Source organism: Paenibacillus sp. 01T424 (assembly GCF_056398745.1).
In genome coordinates, this window is the sequence record NZ_JBFTPZ010000008.1 from 115756 (window position 1) to 133006 (window position 17251).

The 17251-nt window shown below is 41.6% G+C and carries 14 protein-coding genes and 1 pseudogene; 10 read left to right on the forward strand and 5 right to left on the reverse strand.

Annotated features, from left to right (window positions below):
• The first annotated feature begins 55 nt into the window (after positions 1–55).
• From AC1DPK_RS09395 to AC1DPK_RS09405, 3 genes are read left to right on the forward strand one after another with little or no spacing between them, the layout of a single operon-like run.
• A complete protein-coding gene (locus AC1DPK_RS09395) occupies positions 56–1537 on the forward strand; it encodes a type I restriction-modification system subunit M (RefSeq protein ID WP_477510109.1) in 1482 nt (493 codons plus the stop codon).
• The gene (locus tag AC1DPK_RS09400; protein WP_477510110.1) at positions 1527–2846 is read left to right on the forward strand and encodes a restriction endonuclease subunit S; all 1320 of its coding nucleotides are present in this window, start codon (positions 1527–1529) and stop codon (positions 2844–2846) included. The genes AC1DPK_RS09395 and AC1DPK_RS09400 overlap by 11 nt, the downstream gene beginning before the upstream one ends.
• Entirely contained in the window at positions 2843–5782 is a 2940-nt protein-coding gene (locus AC1DPK_RS09405) for a type I restriction endonuclease subunit R (RefSeq protein ID WP_477510111.1), read from the forward strand. Before AC1DPK_RS09400 ends, AC1DPK_RS09405 begins: the two co-directional genes overlap by 4 nt.
• Before the next feature lie 13 nt (positions 5783–5795).
• Here AC1DPK_RS09405 and AC1DPK_RS09410 read toward each other — a convergent pair whose 3' ends face one another.
• Positions 5796–6521, reverse strand: coding sequence for a M48 family metallopeptidase (locus AC1DPK_RS09410; protein WP_477510112.1), 726 nt, complete (start codon positions 6519–6521; stop codon positions 5796–5798).
• Positions 6522–6639: 118 nt separating this feature from the next.
• On the opposite strand from AC1DPK_RS09410, the gene AC1DPK_RS09415 reads away from it, so the two are divergent.
• The 5 genes from AC1DPK_RS09415 to AC1DPK_RS09435 all read left to right on the forward strand — a co-directional run bounded on the left by AC1DPK_RS09415 (position 6640) and on the right by AC1DPK_RS09435 (position 12319).
• Positions 6640–7668 (forward strand): Kiwa anti-phage protein KwaB-like domain-containing protein, encoded by a 1029-nt coding sequence (locus tag AC1DPK_RS09415; protein WP_477510113.1) that lies wholly within the window; start codon positions 6640–6642, stop codon positions 7666–7668.
• A gap of 1379 nt (positions 7669–9047) precedes the next feature.
• Entirely contained in the window at positions 9048–9590 is a 543-nt protein-coding gene (locus AC1DPK_RS09420) for an NAD(P)H-dependent oxidoreductase (protein WP_441883048.1), read from the forward strand.
• Between the two features lie 287 nt (positions 9591–9877).
• Entirely contained in the window at positions 9878–10648 is a 771-nt protein-coding gene (locus AC1DPK_RS09425) for a sugar phosphate isomerase/epimerase family protein (protein WP_477510114.1), read from the forward strand.
• A 132-nt stretch (positions 10649–10780) separates the two neighbouring features.
• Positions 10781–11851 carry an ROK family protein gene (locus tag AC1DPK_RS09430; protein ID WP_477510115.1) on the forward strand — a complete coding sequence of 357 codons (1071 nt, stop codon included), beginning with the start codon at positions 10781–10783 and terminating at the stop codon, positions 11849–11851.
• A 90-nt stretch (positions 11852–11941) separates the two neighbouring features.
• Positions 11942–12319 carry a response regulator gene (locus tag AC1DPK_RS09435; RefSeq protein WP_441883054.1) on the forward strand — a complete coding sequence of 126 codons (378 nt, stop codon included), beginning with the start codon at positions 11942–11944 and terminating at the stop codon, positions 12317–12319.
• A gap of 236 nt (positions 12320–12555) precedes the next feature.
• On the opposite strand, the gene AC1DPK_RS09440 is transcribed toward AC1DPK_RS09435, so the two are convergent.
• From AC1DPK_RS09440 to AC1DPK_RS09450, 3 genes are all read right to left on the reverse strand, one after another.
• Positions 12556–13326 (reverse strand): sugar phosphate isomerase/epimerase family protein, encoded by a 771-nt coding sequence (locus AC1DPK_RS09440; protein WP_477510116.1) that lies wholly within the window; start codon positions 13324–13326, stop codon positions 12556–12558.
• Positions 13327–13463: 137 nt separating this feature from the next.
• Positions 13464–13844 carry a VOC family protein gene (locus tag AC1DPK_RS09445; RefSeq protein ID WP_477510143.1) on the reverse strand — a complete coding sequence of 127 codons (381 nt, stop codon included), beginning with the start codon at positions 13842–13844 and terminating at the stop codon, positions 13464–13466.
• 62 nt (positions 13845–13906) lie between these two features.
• Complete coding sequence (locus AC1DPK_RS09450) at positions 13907–15109, reverse strand: MFS transporter (protein WP_477510117.1); 1203 nt, start codon at positions 15107–15109, stop codon at positions 13907–13909.
• 235 nt (positions 15110–15344) lie between these two features.
• Between AC1DPK_RS09450 and AC1DPK_RS09455 the strand changes: the two are divergent.
• A pseudogene (locus tag AC1DPK_RS09455) lies at positions 15345–15528 on the forward strand (IS256 family transposase); the annotation flags it as partial.
• 95 nt (positions 15529–15623) lie between these two features.
• Here the strand turns inward: AC1DPK_RS09455 and AC1DPK_RS09460 are convergent.
• The gene (locus AC1DPK_RS09460; RefSeq protein WP_477510118.1) at positions 15624–15998 is read right to left on the reverse strand and encodes a winged helix-turn-helix transcriptional regulator; all 375 of its coding nucleotides are present in this window, start codon (positions 15996–15998) and stop codon (positions 15624–15626) included.
• 375 nt (positions 15999–16373) lie between these two features.
• Here AC1DPK_RS09460 and AC1DPK_RS09465 point away from each other — a divergent pair, with 375 nt between their 5' ends.
• Positions 16374–16973 (forward strand): DUF4352 domain-containing protein, encoded by a 600-nt coding sequence (locus AC1DPK_RS09465; protein WP_477510119.1) that lies wholly within the window; start codon positions 16374–16376, stop codon positions 16971–16973.
• The last annotated feature ends 278 nt before the right edge of the window (positions 16974–17251 follow it).

Below are 17251 nucleotides of genomic sequence, written 5' to 3' on the forward strand. Positions count from 1 at the left end.
TCACATGTCGAAATAAGACATAGTACTTAAGTCTTAAATACAATCTGGAGGCATTATGAGCAAACTTACACTACAACAATTGGAATCGCACTTATGGGAATCCGCTAACATCCTGCGTGGTAGTATCGATTCCTCTGACTATAAAAACTACATCTTTGGCATGTTGTTCCTGAAACGGCTGAATGACGTGTTTGTCGAAACCGCAAAACGCATCGAGACGGAAGAGGGGGACAACTACGGCTGGTACGATCGCGACGAGCATCAATTTTTCGTTCCTGAACGTGCACGCTGGCAGAACATCCAAACGTTGACGCAAGACATTGGAGACGGGATTAATAAAGCGTTTGAGGCTCTTGAGGAAGAGAATGCATCGTTGCAAGGTGTGCTGGCAACCATTGACTTTAACGACAAAGAGAAGCTGCCTGACAAGCTCCTGCAGCGTCTCATTCAACACTTTTCGGCAATTGAACTTTCCAACGGTGACTTGTCTGAGCCCGATATGCTTGGCCGCGCTTATGAATATCTCATTAAACAGTTTGCTGACGATGCAGGGAAGAAGGGCGGAGAGTTTTACACGCCAAATAAGGTCGTTGAACTGATTGTCAATCTAATTAAACCAGAAGAAGGCATGCGTGTCTGCGATCCAACCGTTGGATCTGGCGGTATGCTTATTCAATCTGTCGACTACATCAAATCCAAAGGCGGCAACCCACGTAACCTGACTCTGCATGGTCAAGAGCGCAACCTCAACACCTGGGCTATCTGTAAAATGAACCTACTTCTGCACGGGCTTAGCGACCATTGGATTGCAAAAGGAGATACCATTCGTGAACCCAAATTGCTTGAGGATGGAGAGCTCATTCTTTATGACCGAGTAATCGCGAATCCTCCGTTTAGCTTAAGTAACTGGGGACGTGAAGAAGCAGAAGCGGATACACTGGGCCGTTTCCGATTTGGTCTGCCTCCTAAGGATAAAGGGGATCTCGCATTCGTTCAACACATGGTATCAACCCTTAATCATGAAGGTAAAGCAGGCGTAGTTATGCCGCATGGCATACTCTTCCGCGGCGGTGCAGAAGGGGCAATTCGTAAAGGATTGCTTGAAGAGGATCTTGTTGAAGCAATTATCGGCCTGCCATCGAACCTCTTCTATGGTACGGGTATTCCAGCAAGTGTTGTGATCTTTAATCGAAACAAAGCGGCACAAAAGAAAGGGCAAGTGCTGTTTATTCATGGCGCGGAGGACTACCAAGAAGGAAAAAATCAGAACGTCCTTCGTGATCTAGATATCGAGAAGATCGTATCGGCATACGACAAATGGGAAGAAAAAGAGAAGTATTGCAGAGTGGTTGAGATCAAGGAGATCCGAGAGAACGACTATAACCTTAACATCGCACGGTATATTGATACTGCTGAGGAAGAAGAGCAGATCGATGTAGAGGAAGCATTAGCCCAGTTGCGTCAGTTAGAGGAAGAACGGGAAGAAATAGAGATTATTATGTACGGCTTCCTGAAGGAGTTGGGTTATGCTGATTAAAAATAAGGAAACCGAAATAGGAGCTATTCCTTTTGACTGGGAGTATATGCAACTTGATACATTAACAAGTAAAATAACAGACGGTGCTCATAATTCACCAAAGACTTATGAGGGTGGAAAGCCTATCGCCACAGTTGAAAATATGAAGAAACACAAAATCGACGTGTCTTCTTGTAGGCGGATTTCAGAGCAAGACYTTAATGATTTAAAAAGGAATTCCTGTGCTCCAGAAAAAGGAGATGTTTTACTTTCTAAAGATGGCACAATAGGGAAGACACTTGTTTATAATCAAACAGATAATATCGTACTGCTTTCATCAATTGCTATTATTCGTACGATAAACGACTTGCTTAACCCGTTTTATTTAAAACACTTCTTTGAATCAAGCTTTTTTTACTTTAATCTAGAGAAGTTCAGAAGTGGATCGGCGATCAAGAGAATAGTATTAAAAGACATTAAACGAGTGTCCATACCTATTCCACCTATTCAAGAACAACAGAAGATTGCTGCTATCCTTACTACTGTTGATAATAATATTTCCACAACTGAGGCCATCATTGAACAAACAGAGAAGGTCAAGAAGGGGCTCATGCAGCAACTTCTTACCAAGGGGATGGGACATACGAAGTTCAAACAGACGGAGGTTGGAGAGATTCCTGAGGCGTGGGAAGTGATGTCACTTAATTCAATGATTGAAGAAGGTTATATTACTAGCCACCTCGACGGGAATCATGGCTCATACTATCCTAAGTCAGAAGAATTTGTTGAAGAAGGTGTACCTTACTTATCAGCAAACTGCTTAGCAAATGGCAGAGTTGACTGGTCAAAGGTCAAATATCTGACTCTTGAAAGAGCTGCTCAGTTGAAAAAAGGGTTATCACAAAACAATGATGTTCTTTTCGCACATAATGCTACAGTTGGCCCAATTGCTATATTAGAAACACAACTCCAACTTGTCGTCTTAAGCACTACACTTACTTATTACAGATGTAACCCAGAGAAGGTGAACAATCTATATTTGGGATGTTATATGCAATCGCCATGTTTTGTTAACCAGTACAGCAGAGTGATGAAACAATCAACCAGGAATCAGGTGCCAATTACTGTACAACGCTCTTTTTTGCACATAATTCCTCCTATAGAAGAACAGAAGAAGATTGCTGATATTATTTCATCTATCAATGGTAAGATCATCACTGAACAACGGAATCTAAATCAACTACAACGCTTAAAGAACGGTTTGATGCAAGTCCTCCTAACAGGCAAAGTCCGCGTCAAAGTAGACGATCAAGAGGCGGTGACCACGTGAGCTCAACAAGCGAATGGAACGAGAAGCATCTTGTTGAGAATAGACTTATCGAGCAACTCAAAGAGATGGGCTATGAGCATATTCATGGCTCTACTTTGGATGCGGAGCGTGAGTCTACTCGTGCGGTCATCTTGCATAATCGTTTAATCAACGCACTCAAACGGCTAAATCCTTGGATCAACGACACTAACCTCAATAAGATCGTACGCAGCATCACCTACATAGAAGCAACAAGCCCAATGGAAGCCAACGAAGCGTTCCATGGTATTCTCGTGAACTATACTTCCATCCTGCAAGACATGGGTAAGGGCAAGAAGAACCAAACGGTCAAGATCATCGACTTTGACTATCCATCAAGTAACGAGTTCCTCATCGTCGATCAATATAGCATCACTGATGCCAGCGGCACCATTCGTCCCGATCTGCTCGTCTATGTAAACGGAATTCCGCTCGTTGTGATTGAATGCAAAAGCCCGATGGTAGCTGTGGACGAACAGATTGGTAAAGCTGTTAAGCAGTTGAGAAGATATCAAGGTCAATGTGAATACCTATTCCACTATAATCAGTTCATGATCGCAACGAGCAATGACCGAGCTAAAGCAGGTACAATAGGCGCGCAGCTTAAGCATTTTGGAGAGTGGAAAGATCCATATCCATTAACGTCTCCCGAAGTAGGCGATCATCCGACGCCTCAAGATATACTTGTCACGGGTATGCTCTCGAAATCTAATTTGCTCGATCTCATCCAGAACTTCATCGTCTTTGAACCTGAGAATGGACGAATGATCAAGAAGCTAGCTAGATACCAGCAGTTCCGTGCGGTCAATAAAGCCATTAACCGATTGATGACCGCAAAGTCACCTCGTGAACGCGGAGGGGTCGTGTGGCATACGCAGGGCAGCGGCAAATCCCTTACAATGCTTTATTTAGCTGTTAAGCTACGTCGCATTGAATCTTTGAAGAACCCTAGCATTGTCATCGTAACAGACCGTTCAGATTTGGATGATCAGATTACGAAGACATTCCGCCGCTGCGGATTCGCCAATCCACAACAGGCTTCTAGTGTGGCTCGGCTTAAAGAGCTACTAAGGAAGGGCCCAGGCTCGACGGTCATGACACTTGTACAGAAGTTTCAAACGAGTAATGACGAAGACAAATTCCCTGAGCTCTCCGATGCAGAGAACATCATTGTTATGGTCGACGAAAGCCATCGGTCGCAGTATAAAGGCCTAGCCATGAACATGCGCACAGGGCTACCGAATGCCTGTTATTTGGGCTTTACGGGAACACCGATTGATAAGGAAGATAAGAGCACGACGCGCACGTTTGGTCCTTATATCGATAAATACACAATCGAACAAGCGGTTGATGACGGCGCAACCGTACCGATCTTCTATGAGGCAAGACTAACGCAATTGCATGTAGAGGGCGAAACGTTAGATCAGTTGTTTGACCGTAAATTCCGTGAGTATGACGAGAAGACGCGGGAGCGAATCATGAAAAAGTACGCTACGGAAGAGGCTATTATTGCATCACCTAAGCGTATCGAGCAGATTGTACTCGACATTATCAAACATTATGAAACTCATATCATGCCTAATGGGTTCAAGGCGCAGATCGTAGCGGTCACACGCGAAGCGGCAGTTATGTACAAGGAGAAGCTGGACGAGCTCAGTGATCTTGACTCGGCTATCGTATTCTCGGCGGGTACAGACGATAAGGAGCACCTTAAGAAGCATCATATTAGCAAAGATGATGAGAAAGCCATAATTGCTCGCTTTAAGAAGCCGCTGTTTGAAGATAAGCTAGCTTTCATTATCGTTTGTGATAAACTGCTTACTGGATTCGACGCACCCATTGAACAGGTCATGTATTTGGATAAGCCACTCAAGGAACATAACCTGCTTCAAGCGATAGCAAGAACCAATCGTACCTACGAGAAGAAGGATTACGGCCTGATTGTCGATTACTTTGGTGTGTCACGTTTCTTGGAGAAGGCGCTGGCTATTTTCTCTAAGCAAGACATCCAAGGTGCTCTCATGCCTATAGATAGCGAGATTCCACGTCTTCAGACCCGCCACAGAGCAGCGATGAAGTTCTTTGACTACATCCGAAAAGATGATGTGGAGTCGTGTATCCAGGTTCTTGAGCCAGAGGATGTTCGGCAACAGTTTGAGCTAGCCTTTAAGCGGTTCGCTTCAAGCATGGATATGATCATGCCAGATCCGAGGGCGCAACCATATGTTAGTGATCTTCAATTTGTAGGCAAGGTTCGCCAGCTAGCGAAGTCCCGTTACCGTGATGAAAGCATGGATATCTCGGATTGCGGCGAGAAGGTTAAGCAGCTAATTGCGGAGCATATGCGAGCTTCTTCCGTTGAAATCTTGCATGAACCCATTGATATCTTATCCAGTAAGTTCGAGAAGAAGGTAGATGAGCTTAATAGCAACGAAGCCAAAGCTTCCGAGATGGAGCATGCGATACGCCATGAAATCAGGGTCAAGATTCAAGAAAACCCTGTGTATTATACTTCATTGAAAGAGAAGCTGGAGAAGCTGATCGAGGCGCGTAAGCAGCTTCAGATGGATATTTTGGAGTATGCAGAAAAGCTTCGCGGAATCATCGATGGCATGCGGGATACCGCCACCAAAAGCCAGATACAAGGTTTGGCACGGGAGCAGTATCCATTTTATCAGATGCTGGAGCAATATTTCGTTTCAGAGGACGATAAGGAAGTACTGAGGGATTTGACGCTCATCCTTACAGAGAAGATTATCGAGCATGCTGTCATTGAGTGGACAAATAAAGATGACGTCAAGCGGGAGATGAGGCAAAAGATAAAGCAGCAACTCCGCGTGGCAAAATGCCCGAAAGATCAACTCGAAGAGCTAACTTTGAAGCTGGCAGCACTGGCTGAGGTACATTACAAGAGATAACGGACTGGTTTTGTTATAGCGTTAATAATGGGCCATTGACCCTAAGCCAATCTTTACGTGCATCGTAATCAGGCAAGATGGTACGCACGAACTGCCAAAAGTCTGCCGAATGGTTTGGATACTTCAAATGGCCCATTTCATGGACAAGTACATAATCAATTACTTTCATCGGTGCCATCATGATGCGCCAATTGATGTATATGGCATTATCCATCGTACAAGATCCCCAACGCATTTTTTGATCCTTAAGTTGCAGCTTAAAAGGGGATACACCCATCTTGGGAGCATATATATGCAACCTCTCGTTAAGCTTAGCTTGTCCATGTTGCATGTACCAGTTAACAAAAAGGGGGCGCAGAAGCTCAGAAACTTCAGTGTTCGTCAATTTGGAGGATACAGAAGCATTGAAGCGGCCTTTTTGAAACATTAGAGATGGGGTATCCATGTTCACCTTCTGCACTTTGAGTCGATATGATCTTCCAATATAGAGGAACTTTTCACCACTTACGTATACTTTGGGATTCGGTGGCGTCGTTATCTCTTCGAACTCAAACCATTTGCTCATGATCCATGGAGACTTCTTATGTAGTACTTCCTGTAGCTTTAATTCGTCAACCGATGGCGGTGATATAACTTTAACGCCATCAATCCAATCGACTGAAATAATGATATCCTTGGCTTCAGGTTTTTGTTCCAATGTATATTCAATCGTTGTGTTTCCATATTGATATTCAGGCATGTTGGTTGCTCCTAAGTAACGTACTATTCAGAAGTCTAATTGATATTTACAGTTCGGTCAAATGAAAGCAGGTAACTGACGATCTATGTCGAACTTACTGATGCAAGGGGGGATTGAGTTGGAGAAGTTGATTGAAGAAATACTGAGCGATGTTGATCTTGTAACACAGGGAATCACATTAGATACCTTTTGGGATCATGTAGTGTATGATACTTCTTTCTTTGTTAAGGTTTCGAGCTCATATAAGAATTGGTACATAAAAAATATCGATATGACTATAAGCGATAGAAAAATAATAATTGATGAAATGAAATTACTTAGTAGTAAGTATGTAGAGGAGTACAGGCTAGAGGACAAAGATCCTGATTTTATATATAAGTATAATAACGATGGATTACTCCTCAGCTCAAACAGGATTCAAGAAGCATTTGCAGAAAATTCAGAGTACGCCATTAGCCATAGGGAGAATAGTGAAGATCAACCTGAAATTAAAATTCACAATTACGAAGGAAACGGTTATCCGCCCAATGATGAAGTCAAATTGATAGTACATAGGTTGTTGATTGGCAATTCTAAAATACTAGCCTTCTGCAATCAATCCCATACTAGCCTTGCAACGACCAGTATTAGAACACTACTCAAAAACCAATTGAAGAATATCGAGGAGAAAAAATACTACAAGTTAAAGAACAACATATCATTCTTAATGACAGCTAAGAGCTACTACATAGCTTCAGTGGAATATTTTGAGAAAGCATTTTCTTTCGATAGCCAAATATTACGCAAGAAACTAGAAGCTATGAAGACACTAACTGATAGTCAACTGATAGAAGGGTTTGATTTAGCGGTTCCAGAGTTAAACAAAGGTTACATGGCTCGTTCGGTTTCAATGATTAGGATGAATAAGACTGAGATGAAAGCTTATGTTAAAAAAAATGAGAAAGCAATATCTACCTTCTGTATGGAGTATCAGGTAGGTGTGAATTTTGATATTAGTACGAACAAGCTAACTGTTACGGATGGAAAGATTGCATCACTGTTTCTTACGTATTTGTTCTCAAATAGAATGGCCCAGAACATTGAAGGGGAACTTGTATATTACAAGACCTTCGGTAAGCTAAACAAATCTGCAACTGTTACGGCATAAGCTGGATTATATACTTCCAATAAGCAAGTGCGAAGGTGGTGAGGAGAGTTTATTTCTTATTTTACTTCCTTTATTTGATTGGAGCTCAGTTTCCTTTATTTCTTTTGTTAATGATTAGGAATATAGATAAAAATGTGAATATGTTTTTGTTAATGTTCTTGGCTTCGTTACTCATACTTATTATATTGTTGGCATTTGTAAGAATCCGAATGGCCACTAATAGTAAGTTGAAGTCAAACGTTGTAATAACATCTGAAAATCTGGCAAACACCACTATGAGTGATTTCTTGTCTTTTTTTCTTCTTCCATTCTTCACCTTCAATTTAATTAACGACAATACAACATCGCAGCAATTATTCGAGATGCTGTTTATTTTAATCTTGCTTACTATCTTTCTGCATCGTAGTGAAAATTTGCTTATCAATCCACTAATATTCATATTTTTCAATTTGTACAAAGGAACTTCTCCAGGATCTAACTATAGTGTCATTATGCCTAAACATCGGACTAGTGTTAGTGTAGATACATTCAATAAAGAGAACTTTGTTCGAATAACGAACAGGATCATAGTGTACCATAGCAATGAAAGTGATCATAGGTCAATAACCAAGTTTCTAAATAGGGCATTGATTGCCTTAACCGTAATAACAATTTGTTGTGTACTCTTTGTCTTGGATATTATCCCCCCACTGAACGAATTATTCTAAATATAAGTACGTATCCAGTAAATTCAAAAATCTGAACAGAGAAAACACATGTTGCTATGTCTGAGTAAATCATGGGTGTATGAAAACGGGGAGTAGGCATTGGCGACCAAAAATGTGACTGTGACTACATGATTAAATTAAAGGATTATGCGTTCAACATACTAGCAGCAAAGAGCCAGTGATCAATACCGTGGTAGCGCTGTGGTAGCAAACCTCTAATAACGCTTGGAAATCAAGGGAAACATTCGGAAATAATTGATGACCGAAATCCTTATGAGAGTAGGCTTCCGAGCATTGCAAATTACATAAGGATACCTGAAGGGCTACATTGACAGGGTAGGGGTCACAGGTTCGAACCCTGTTCAGATCACCATAACTTAAACTTCGGAAGCCTTGATAATCAAGGCTTTTTTTGTTTTTATACTCAAAACTGCGAGATCTTAACCCTCAGATTCTCCTCAACATTCTCTCCTTGACTACATTAAGCATTCCATTTCCCATTCAAATCAGTATAGATTTTTTAAAAGATTTGATTAACATTTTGGGACTAACTGTTCGGTACAGTACTTACCTTATGGTAAGTAGGTGAACTAAAAGTGCATACTTCCGCAATACGGCGATGCGATCTATACTCTAGTTCAGAAACAAATACCGCTCAAGGAGGGCAATACATTGAAAACACTTATTATCATTACACATCCAAACATGGAAGCATCCATCGTCAATAAAAGCTGGGCGGATGAGCTTCGTAAATATCCCGACAAATATACGGTTCACGATTTGCACGGAGCCTATCCCGACGGAAAAATCGACGTGGAAAAGGAACAACAGTTGATTGAAGCGCATAGCAATTTAGTTTTGCAGTTCCCTGTTTACTGGTTCAGTTCTCCACCGCTGCTTAAACAATGGCTTGACGAGGTGCTAACTTACGGGTGGGCATACGGGTCAAAGGGCGATAAATTAAGAAATCGAAAAACCGCCCTAGCTGTAACCGCTGGTGGACGGGAAAAAGACTTTACCGAAGAAGGGAAACTACGTTACGGACTTGACCAACTCCTATCTCCCTTTGACACGACATTTTTATATTGCGGCGCCGATTATCGTTCCTTCTATGCCTTCTATGGCGCAGAATACGAGACGGAAGGAAATCCAGATTACTTAAGGAAATTAGATATTAGCGCGCAGGGTTATGTTGATTTTATTGATAGTCTTTAATTAGTGAAGAAACAAAAAGAGGTAGTCCCATAAGTGGAAATTTAGGATCCGCGGGATACATCGGATATTCATTGAAGATGAATGTCTAAATGAGAAAAGGAGTTAAGCAGCTTGTCTGTGCTTAACTCCTTTTCTTTTTGCGTCTATTGCTGCTTTCTTTCAACAAGTTATGGGATAGTGAGGAGTTAATACATAAGACATTGACTCCTTATGCAGACAGGGGTATAGTTAAATTATATTTATTAAATTCATTTTAATAACCAATCAATAAACTTGGAGGGTGAATTATGACATCATTTGGCTTTCAAGCTTCAAGTCTTAGACCTTATCTCACGACAGAAGATGAAGTAAAATATACATTCCGTAGACTGCACAATATGGGGTATCACGATGTACAGCTGCAATGGATCGATCCTGCCGTACCTCTGGCATTCACGGCAAAAGCTTTGCGAGAAACAGGGCTGAAATGTATCGCAACGCAAGAAGATTTTACCGTGGTGCAAAATAATCTGGATTACTATATCACGATGAATAGACTGTGGGAAAGTAAGTCTTTATGTGTCAGTACCATCCCGCGCGAGTTAATGACACCGGAAGGCATCGTGGAATTTTGCGACGCGCTGGACCAAATGGCTAGGACGCTGGGTGAACATGGTATCGCACTCACCTTCCATCCGCTCTGGTTCAACTATGAGTACATAAATGGCATTCGTGCCATAGATATCGTTATGGAACAGCTGCCTGAAGTGGGCTTAACCTTATGTGTGTATCACGCTGTTCGGGCAGGTGAGGACGCTGTGGCTTTAATGGAACGGTATCAAGGGCGAGTAGACATATGCCATTTTAAAGATTATGCACTCTCAACCGAAGGGAAAGAATATTTGGTTCCACTTGGCCAAGGTCGGATTGATTGGTTGCCCATATTTGAGGCTTGTCATCGAACCGGTGTGAAATGGGGTCTGGTCGAGCAAGAAAACTGGCAGAAGGACGCCTTTGATTGTGTAAAAGAGAGCTTGAATTATCTAACGAAATCGGGTATTACATCAGCTAATGTTTAGAAAAACAACAGGTGCAGGAAATGTTATACTAAAAGATAATCCACCTGACTCGCTTGCCGCAGGAGATTCATGCATAGTGATTCGGAAAATAGAAACGGATATCATGATTCAAAGTCAGGAATTTATGGCGGATTGCAACATTATAAAATGAAAATCAGAGTTAATAAGCCGGGGGTTTTTATGGGAATAAATATGCTGGACATGAAAGAGAGCAATTCACAAACAGTTCTTTGGAGCCTTTGTTCATCCAAAACTTCCACCATTAAACAATTGGCTCAAACGACAGGCTTAAGCTTTGTTACCGTTGGGAACATACTGAATGGATTTGTAGAAAGCGGAGAAGTCAAACTCGGTAAAATGTATTCAGCGACGGGAGGAAGGCCGTCTCAAGCGTATAGCTTTAATGCAGAATTTGCGCATGTGCTGGGGCTATCGGCGCGGGTACGCAACGGGAAAAATATTATCAGTGCTTGTATCGGGAATCTTTACGGGGAACGCGTATGGGACGCAGAGGAGCCGTTTGATACCATCCAACTCTCTAGTTTTGATCAGATGATCGATGAGGCCCTGCGAAACTATTCGACTATAAGTCTTGTTGCTTTTTCACTGCCGGGTGTGGAGCGTAATGGTATTATTTTGGAAAACGACTTTACATCTTTAAAAGGGACTTCCTTTACAGAATATTTTCAGAATAAGTATAAGATACCGGTCATTGTTGAGAATGATGTCAATGCAGCAGCTTTTGGCTTTAGCCAACATACAGAAAAAGTATCCTCTATTGTCGGCATTTATTTCCCTCGTACGTTTGGTCCAGGTGCAGGCGTTGTAATTGATGGCAGCATTCATAAAGGGGTCGTTGGTTATGCTGGTGAAGTCAATCTGCTTCCGATCGATGTTGACTGGATAACGATTAACTATGATGACCCCAAAGTGCTAGGTGCTGCCATTTCTAAATTAATCAGTATTTTTTGTGGGACAATCAATCCCGCATACGTTGTTCTTTACGGTGATTTTTTTTCCGAAGCTTTAAAAGAAGCGATTGAGCAAGCGATACCATCAGAGGGTTTGAGAAAAATATTCCCTGTTGTTAATTATGAAAGTGATTTAGATTCCGACATCCTTCATGGTTTGATTGCTCAGGCGATAGCAGCATATCAGTCTGGTCTGCTCGGAAATTATCGACAAGACAACGAATATATCTAAGATAAATTTATTAAAGTAGACTTCTATGGTGAAAAGGTTCTGATGAACCCGCGTTTACTTGAATCTTTTCAACGATAGGGGAGTAAGGTCATGAATATTCTGATTATTGATGATGATTTCATAATAAAAGGTGATGTTAAACGCACCCTAATGAAGAGTTTTCCAGATTTCAACGTATATGAAGCTTCTTCTACCAAAGAGGCTCTTGTAATTATGGAAGAGGATCATATGGATATCATACTCACAGATATTATCATGCCGGGGATGGATGGAATGACGTTTATTGAGAGCTATCGTAATAGATTTTTAGATACTCAATGGATTGTAATGACGGGGCTCAGCGGACACATTTACTTTCGCAAAGCAATGCAACTAGGAGTTAGAGATTATTTATTAAAACCATTCTCGAAATCAGAGCTATCTGAAACGATAAACAAACTTATTAATTCAAGTGAGTCGTCCAGTTAGAATTAATAATTGATAATTTGGGTGAAGTAGATAGTGCGTAGCGATTCCTGGCCCAACCAAGTAACAGGAAACGTCTTCGCTGTGTAGTGTTTTTCCATCTAATCAAAAAAAGACAACGACGAGAGTCGTTGTCTTTCAATTGAAATAAGGTAGATTAAAATCGCAAAGCTTTTTAAGACAAAGGAGCTGCTCTTGGCTTAGCTGTTTGTCCCATACTCATTGAAATAAAACCTCATTTAGGTAAGATAGTTTCTTTTTAACCATGCATAGCTTTTTTCAATGCTTTGCAGCGGAGGGCTCTGACAAAAATCCTGTTCCACAATCAGCCACTCGACTCCGGCTTGCTCAGCTGCTTGTATTACGGCTGGCAGATCTACTACGCCCTCGCCAAGCTCTAATGTAACCATCTGTCTTTGGTCGTCTAAGCTATAATCTTTTAGATGAAGCAAGGGGAGACGGCCGGCATATTTGTCGATGTACTGAAGAGGATCTTTGCCTGCAAATTGCACCCAGCATACGTCCATCTCCACCTGAACAGCTTGCGGAGTTGTCTCTGCAAACATGGCTTCAAAAGGATTGTTATCGCCTACTACGCCCTCGAACTCAAATTCATGGTTGTGATAACCCAAAATGAGTCCCTGTTTTTGAACTTCCTTCCCGATTTGTTCAAGCTCTACAAATAAGGTACGCCATTCGTCTGCATTTTTCGGTCGGTCTTCAGGGAAAAGATAAGGACAGACCATGTATTGAGCGCCGATGGCTTTCAAGTAATCAATCTCTTTTTGCAGATCAGCACGAAGCGCGTGCAGAGAAAGATGGCTGCTAAATCCTTTCAAGCCGAGTTCATCCAATAGCGCCTTCAGATCATCGGCAGGAAGACCGCCATATCCTGCAAATTCAACCCCCTCATAACCCAGCTCGGCCACTTTCTTCAGCATTCCTTTGAAATCGATCGCCATCTCTTCACGAAGTGTATACAATTGAAGGCCAATATTCATCTTTTTCATCTTTAATTCCCTCTTTCGGTTTATATTTTTCAAACGAGAAGGCATGAATCATGTTTCATAGGTTCCTTTCTCCAACATCTGAGTCCGGACTAGCCCATTGTCACCGATTGGGGTGTGACGGAGATAGAAGAATACGTTTAAATCGTGATTTCTAACCGATTCATTTCTGGATCAAGCACAACACTTTCGTAATACCCATCACCGGTTGTTCGAGGCCCATCAAAAACCTGAAAGCCCTCCTTCTTTAAGCGATCCGTCAATTCATTCACCTTTTCCTCAGAACCGACTGAAAAAGCAAAATGGGTTATGCCGTAATAATCGGCAGTTTCCAACTCCACAAGCTCGGGTTTTTGCATCAATTCCAAACGCGCACCTGATTCAAAGGTCAAAAAATACGAGTGGAATTGTTTTTTTTCATTCACATATTTTTTATTTATGATGCCGTTGAAAAATTTCTCATAGAACGATTTCATCATTTCAAGGTCCTTGGTCCAGATTGCGACATGTTCAATTCGCATCATTCATCCGCCTTTCTATATTTAAAGCTGGAGCATTCGGCCTGCTACTTCAAACACTTAGCTTAGCTCTCCAAAGAAGTGCTTTTGTGAACGCCAGCTTTGCTTTTATACGCCCGCGTTAGCATTTCCCTACAAGTCAGCAATCCGACGCCGCAGGTGAGAAGAACATAAGGCATTAAGGAGAAGGAGACGTGCGCAAAAAGTTGTCCAAGCAATGGTGCAACCAACGTAGTACCGGTATAGGCAAATGCCATTTGCATGCCCATAGCCGCCTGTGCGTTATGCTGCCCAAAATAAATGGGCGTTTGATGCAGCATGGATGGATAGATCGGCGCAAGCCCTGTCCCAACAATAATGAATGAGATTAATGTGAAAATCGTCGGAAGCGGCAACAGCATGATAAAAAATCCGAAAATCATAAGAAAGGTTCCAAGGCGAATCAGCGCCTCATTGCTCAACTTAATAGAGATAAAGCCGCTTAACATCCGTCCGGCCGTGATTCCCAAGAAAAATAAGGATACCCAACCTGCAGCGCTTTCAGGCGAAATGCTTTCGTTTTTCACCAAATAACTTGATCCCCATAGCATCATGGAAGCTTCCGTTGAAGAAACCAGAAAGAACGAAAACATCCCAAAGATAGCACCTTTTGTTTTCAGCGAAGCGAGCAGTCCTGGCTTCTCTTTGGATTGCAGATCTTCGTTAGCCGGCTTCGTTGACGGGCCTTCAAATTTCCTCCACATTGGAAGAGAAAACAGCAGTAACATAACTAATGAAAACTGTACCATCGATATAGTAAAATATCCGCTTCTCCACGTATTTCCCCACAATACGAGCGTAGACAACAAAATAGGGCCTAGCATAGCTCCAACACCCCAAAAACCGTGCAGCCAGTTCATATGTTTGGCTTCATAATGCTCGGCCACAAACCTATTCAGTCCGGCATCAACGGCTCCGCCCCCAAGACCAAGCGGAATCGCAAAAGCCAATAACCAAATGAAGGAAGGCGAAAGCGAAAAACCAAGTAGTGCAGCGGCAGTCATGGCGACACTGATAATCGTTACCTTGCCTGTACCAATGACCCGAATCAACTTGTATGAGAGCAAGCTTGAAATAATGGTGCCTATGGAAATAATACTGGATGCAATTCCCGCATTTCCGATGGGAACACCCAAATCCGTATTCATGATGGGCCAGGATGAACCAAGCAGGGAGTCGGGCAATCCAAGGCTGATAAAGGCCAAATAAATTAAAATAAGAAAAACCATGTCCATTCTCCGTTGTGTTAAATTATTTTGTGGTCCTGCGAATATGTTTTTATAATTCTCCTTTATTATTTTTAAATAGTTATTTTAATTATTTTAATAAGCTACGAAATAAATATATCTCATGTTTGTATGAGAGTCAATACTTGAATATTGGACACGGGATGAATACTTTACCGATTCAAATGGTTTTTTGGCAAGCTCCTAATGGGGCCAAGACATCCTTCTTGTCTGCGTGGCGGAACTGGATCGATTTGTGGAAGAATGGGGAACGTAAAGCCTGTTACTAGTGAAGTCGTGGGGACAGAAATCGAGAGGAGCTCTCGACCATCTTTGCCTATCTGCTGGAGCTGCGCAAGCTCATCTACACGAACAAATTGATCGAGGGATACCAGCGGGAGCTGTTAAAAGTCGCTAAAGGTTATATTTATTAGTTGACAGTCTCTTGAAAATTGAAAAGAGGTGTCACAGAGCCATTTTCATAGCTTTTGGGACAACCTCTTTTCTTCGTGCGCATTTACATCGAAAGCGGAATTGTCGCCGCCTGCGCGGCTGGTATGCCGTTTTTTTCTCCCCATTGGCACATGATATCCAGTACCGGAATAATCGTTTGCCCCAACTCGGTCAAGGAATACTCAACTTTGGGAGGGATTTGTGGGAATTCCTCGCGGCTGACAATGCCGTCTGTCTCCAACTCTTTTAACATCACGCTTAATGTTTTAAAGGATATAGTGCCGATTTTCCGTTGCAGCTCATTAAACCGCATGACCTTGTTTTCGGAGAGCCAGTACAGTATGGTCATTTTATATTTGCCGCCAATAACAGACAATGTGTAGCCGAAGCCAGTGTCTTTGGGTTGAATGCCAGACGGTACACAGTTTTCAACCTGCATGGGCTGTTATCCTCCTTTTGAGATATTCGACGAAAAAGGCAGGTGCTGCCGCGTCTCTATGCTAAGAATTCGCTTTCTCTGTAATTGACAATTCGCTGAAAAGTCAACCTGGGAGCAATAAACTTACTATACCATTTCGAAACGATTAGTTCAAAACACTCAGGCAGTAAATAGGTGCTTGATATAGCAAATGAGAAACTTCAACAATTACCATTTTATGGATATTAAATAGAGCAATTATTAAAAGTATTTTTTAGAAATCTATTATAGGTATCAATTACTTGAAAAAGAATTGACGTAGTATTACAAATATTTCTAAGACAACCCTTAGAATTTGTGGTAATATGTAGAAAATTGTTGAAGGGGGAAAGTTTGATGAAAAAAGTTCAAGTCTTTACATTACTCGCACTCATATTGCTTGTTTTATCAGCATGCGGGGGATCACAAACAAATAATGCAGCCAAATCTTCGAATAACAATCAAGCAAGCACGGTGGATAGCAAGGAAACTGAGGCTACTGAAACACCCAAAGAAACAGAAACTCCGCCTACGGAGGAACCGAAAGAAGCATCCTTCAAGCCAGGTGATAAATTCAAATTAGGCACTTGGGAAATTACCCTTGAATCATTTGAGTTTAATCAAAAAGTGAGTAGTGATATGTTTTCCTCAAGCGCTGATGAAGGCAATAAATTTATCGTATTAAATTATAATGTTACCAATAATGGTAAAGAGGCAAATGATTTTACTGCAATGATAAATGGTATTCGAATGAAAGCTATTTTTAAAGGCGAGTATGAATATGATTACACTGTAACTATGATCGATGGAGATTTGAGTCAAAATAGTATTAAACCATTAGCGAGCAAAAAAGGTTTTGTTGTAATCGAAGTTCCAGACTCGGTAGCTAGTTCCAATGAAAGTCTTGTAATTAAGCTTGAAGATGATGGGGAAAAAGCTCAAATCGTTTTAAAATAGTAGAAACAAGCACCCAGTATTGTGGGTGTTTTTTTATCCCGAAAAAGCTAACTTTAATCGCGGCAGTTGATTGTTCCATTCTTTTAAGAAAGAGCTGCGCCGAGCATGGTAAGGTAAAGTAGTTAATTAGAGGAAGCAGGAGGGAAATCAAAACAGGGAAATCGAATAGTGTTGTGGCAGTTAGGATCGTGAGCCTTATGAGGTGAAGAGGAGTGTGCTGCAAAATTTTGATTAGGTAGGAACACGTTCAGAACCCTTGCATAGCAAGGGTCCTTTTT

What these genes read in the sequence shown, in the direction of transcription:
- AC1DPK_RS09395 (WP_477510109.1), top strand. Translation starts at nt 56, where the DNA reads ATGAGCAAACTTACACTACAACAATTGGAATCGCACTTATGGGAATCC.
- AC1DPK_RS09410 (WP_477510112.1), bottom strand. Translation starts at nt 6,521, where the DNA reads ATGCCTGAATATCAATATGGAAACACAACGATTGAATATACATTGGAA.
- AC1DPK_RS09425 (WP_477510114.1), top strand. Translation starts at nt 9,878, where the DNA reads ATGACATCATTTGGCTTTCAAGCTTCAAGTCTTAGACCTTATCTCACG.
- AC1DPK_RS09435 (WP_441883054.1), top strand. Translation starts at nt 11,942, where the DNA reads ATGAATATTCTGATTATTGATGATGATTTCATAATAAAAGGTGATGTT.
- AC1DPK_RS09440 (WP_477510116.1), bottom strand. Translation starts at nt 13,326, where the DNA reads ATGAAAAAGATGAATATTGGCCTTCAATTGTATACACTTCGTGAAGAG.
- AC1DPK_RS09445 (WP_477510143.1), bottom strand. Translation starts at nt 13,844, where the DNA reads ATGCGAATTGAACATGTCGCAATCTGGACCAAGGACCTTGAAATGATG.
- AC1DPK_RS09450 (WP_477510117.1), bottom strand. Translation starts at nt 15,109, where the DNA reads ATGGTTTTTCTTATTTTAATTTATTTGGCCTTTATCAGCCTTGGATTG.
- AC1DPK_RS09460 (WP_477510118.1), bottom strand. Translation starts at nt 15,998, where the DNA reads ATGCAGGTTGAAAACTGTGTACCGTCTGGCATTCAACCCAAAGACACT.
- AC1DPK_RS09465 (WP_477510119.1), top strand. Translation starts at nt 16,374, where the DNA reads ATGAAAAAAGTTCAAGTCTTTACATTACTCGCACTCATATTGCTTGTT.